At 50.3% G+C, this 3,110-nt stretch carries 5 protein-coding genes; all 5 read right to left on the reverse strand.

Annotated elements, in window-relative coordinates; translation table 11 throughout:
• Nucleotides 1–1,198, reverse strand: a 1,198-nt coding sequence (locus I6E11_RS15485) for a TraG family conjugative transposon ATPase (RefSeq protein ID WP_235338798.1), incomplete at its 3' end; no start/stop codon positions are given.
• A complete protein-coding gene (locus I6E11_RS15490) occupies nucleotides 1,195–1,518 on the reverse strand; it encodes a DUF4133 domain-containing protein (RefSeq protein ID WP_004326321.1) in 324 nt (107 codons plus the stop codon). The genes I6E11_RS15490 and I6E11_RS15485, both read right to left, overlap by 4 nt.
• 3 nt (nucleotides 1,519–1,521) lie before the next feature.
• Nucleotides 1,522–1,818, reverse strand: coding sequence for a DUF4134 domain-containing protein (locus tag I6E11_RS15495; RefSeq protein ID WP_007843736.1), 297 nt, complete (start codon nucleotides 1,816–1,818; stop codon nucleotides 1,522–1,524).
• A 184-nt stretch (nucleotides 1,819–2,002) separates the two neighbouring features.
• A complete protein-coding gene (locus I6E11_RS15500) occupies nucleotides 2,003–2,662 on the reverse strand; it encodes a DUF4122 family protein (protein WP_204482779.1) in 660 nt (219 codons plus the stop codon).
• Nucleotides 2,650–3,024 carry a DUF3408 domain-containing protein gene (locus I6E11_RS15505; protein WP_120381663.1) on the reverse strand — a complete coding sequence of 125 codons (375 nt, stop codon included), beginning with the start codon at nucleotides 3,022–3,024 and terminating at the stop codon, nucleotides 2,650–2,652. Before I6E11_RS15505 ends, I6E11_RS15500 begins: the two co-directional genes overlap by 13 nt.
• Between the last annotated feature and the right edge of the window lie 86 nt (nucleotides 3,025–3,110).

Genomic DNA, 3,110 nt, shown 5'->3' on the forward strand with positions numbered 1-3,110 from the left:
TTTCCGAAGCAAACAGGCAGACAGCCTGTTCCAGAAAGGTATAGAAACTTTCCTCAGCCGGAAAATCGCCCGCATTGCCTGGAATACCAGACCAGTACAGCACCGGAGTATCTATCGTGTTGTAATGAGGTACGCATCCCATCAGGGCAAGCTGGCTGCCGGTATCGTTCTTGATACGCCTTAACTCTTCCTCGTCTTCCGCCCAGGCCAGTACGTTACAGTGGCACCGTACCGGAACAAGCCCTTTCGTATGCGCCTCGTCAAGATACATTTCTGCCCATTCATAGTTCACGGCATTGCTGCGGCTGTATTTCGACAGGGACAGCATGTTGCGTGAGGTCTTTTCCATGCGTTGCAGGATTTCCTGCGCGTCATCGATGAACACGTACTGCGAATAGACATGGTTGCATGAAAGCAGGAGTCCTACCGGAGCCGCAAACGAAAGACGGCAGTCGCTACGGTCCGTGGATAAGCGCTCATAGCGCATGTCCGTGCCCACACTGCCGGGAAGGTCTTCCGTATCGGAAAGCACATGCAGGCAAAGACGTTTGTCACCGATGCGCATACGTTCCGGATCAAGGCAGATGTCCTGTAATACGGGGTGCGTGTCCTCCATACCGAGAGTCAGGTATCTTTCAATCAGCCCGGGACATTCTTCCGTTCCGACCACCTCTTCCGTTCTGAGACGCTTCATCCTGACATGCCCCGAATCGTTCATGATATGCTCGAACTGCTCCACCGCCTCCAGGAATTTCACGACCGAATCCCAGTCCGTGATTTCCTTGGGAAGGATATAGCCGCGGCACAGGGTACTGAAATCACTGCGGCGACGGGCACGTTCGCGTTTGGTCTTTGTCAGATACAGGAAGCAGCGGTGTCTGAGATACGGGCGTTCGTTGAAATGACGCTCATAGCTGCGGGACAGGAAACTTTCCGTCCCGTCTCCTTCGCTCCGGTAGTTTTCCTTGACGAACCAGTCCTGCTTGTACACGACCGAATAATTGGGAAGCACCTTCATGGCCTTTACCCAGGTACCGTGAATGGCTTCGTATTCCGTCGCCGTCACCGTGTACAGTTCAGGCAGCTCAACCTCGAAGGCTACCGTAATGTCCGCATCCTTGCTTACGATGCAGTTGTTTTCCACGGCCAGAATCGGGAATCTGTCTTCCAGATCACAGGCCTTCAATACACTTCTCATTTCTTTCTCTTCTTTTTGGTTAATGCTCTGAATATTCTGCGACGGGCTGACAGATAGCGCGGATGGCGTTTCTCGGCCAGCATCTTCATCAGCCCGTGCTCACCGTAGCGGGCATTCATGCGGAAGGTCAGCCATACGGCCAGGGAACCGGATACCGCTCCGAAAGACAGGCATACCAGCTGGCTGACACCGGCCATATACAGGACAACCACCGCAAGAAAGACCGATACAAGGCCTCCGGCAAAAAAGAACAGGTACTGTGATTTCAAGCCCTTGAACTCAATCGGACGGCCTGCTCCTTTGTTGATACGGTAATCCATGGCTTACAGGAAGAAGGAACGGAGAATGGTGGCGGCCACAATCAGGAAGATGCAGGCGAAGAACCAGCTCGCTGCAGTCTTGGACGTATCGGGATCGCCGCTGCTGAACTTGCCATACGTCTTGATACCGCCGACCAGACCGAGTACGGCTCCAATGGCATAACACAATTTGGTGGCCGGATCGAAATACGAAGTCATAAGGCTGGTAGCCTCATTGATGCCGGCAAGACCCTGTCCCTGTGCGAAGGCACCTGCCGCTGCCAGCACACACAATACTGAAAATAGGATTCTTCTCTTCATTGTCGAATCATTTTGGGGTTTGACATAAATGTTGAATTCGACTGCAAATATATAAGGCTTAAACCGCTGTGATACAACACCGTCATCAGGTGTCACCGGATGTCATCAGATGTCATTCAGGAAGCCTTACAGACATAAAAAAAGCATCCCGAAAAGATTTTCGGGATGCCTGAATATATCGGTGTCAGATATATTTCCGCCAGTCGTCAGACGGCTCATTCCCATCCTTTACTTTAAGAGGTTTGGGGTTGCCGTCCTCGTCAAGATACCTTTCTATCAGTTCCTCTACAATCGCGGAATTCTCCATATTGGAAAGGAACACGTCAATCAGGCTGGTCTGCCTGATGGAGAACAGGACACGCGCTGCCTGCATGGCCTTCTCATGGTCGGCTTCATCCTGATGTGTCAGATATTCGCCGAGTACTTCCATGTCCCTGCTGGATAGAACAGGTGATACGGATTCCACTTCGGGAGACTCCGCATCAAGGTCTTCCTGGACTTCCTGCAGGAGTTTCATCTTATCCAGCTGAAGGTTGCATTCCACATCTTCCTGCTGCACATCCTCCTCCTCACCGATAAAATTCCTTTCAAGTGGCTGGCTCATGAAGGGAGCGGCAGTCTTTCCGGCATTTTCGTCCAGATAGACATAACGGGTACTTCCCATCACTTCTGCATCTGAAACCGCAGATTCCGTTCCGGCAGCTTCTTTCTTTTCCTTCTTCACGCAAGGTTTCCCATAAAGCAGGGTACAAACAGTTTCGATACGCCTTCTCCAGCCATACACGCTGTACAGCAAATAGCCTATACAGACAATCCGTACACAGAAGTATATCAGTTCTTCCATAAAGAATCCTTATAGAGAAAACATTCAAGTTCATTCTTCAGCAATTCTCTGTGGCGTTTCAAGTGCTCCTCCACGATATTGCTCACATAGACTGAAACACTCATGCCGGGAGCCATAAACGGAATAAGGCGGCTTGCCTTGTTATACAAACCGCAACGGATACGAATCTGGCGTCCTTTCCCGACTGGAGCGTCGTTCAGATAGACACGGCTATATTCGGGAAAACAGTTCGCTATTCCTATTTTCTCATTCAACTCTCTGACCTGTCTTTTCAGTGAACAAATCTTATTGAACAGTAAATAAACGCAACATAACAGCAGACCGCAAACCAATACGGCAACAGTCAATACAATCCACATCATTTTCAGAATGTTTTTGGGGTTTTTCGGCGAAACAGCTCGCCAAGCTCTTCACTGTAAGTCTCAAGATGGTGTGCCAGCACATTATC

Source organism: Bacteroides caecigallinarum, from assembly GCF_021531075.1.
Classification (GTDB): domain Bacteria; phylum Bacteroidota; class Bacteroidia; order Bacteroidales; family Bacteroidaceae; genus Phocaeicola; species Phocaeicola caecigallinarum_B.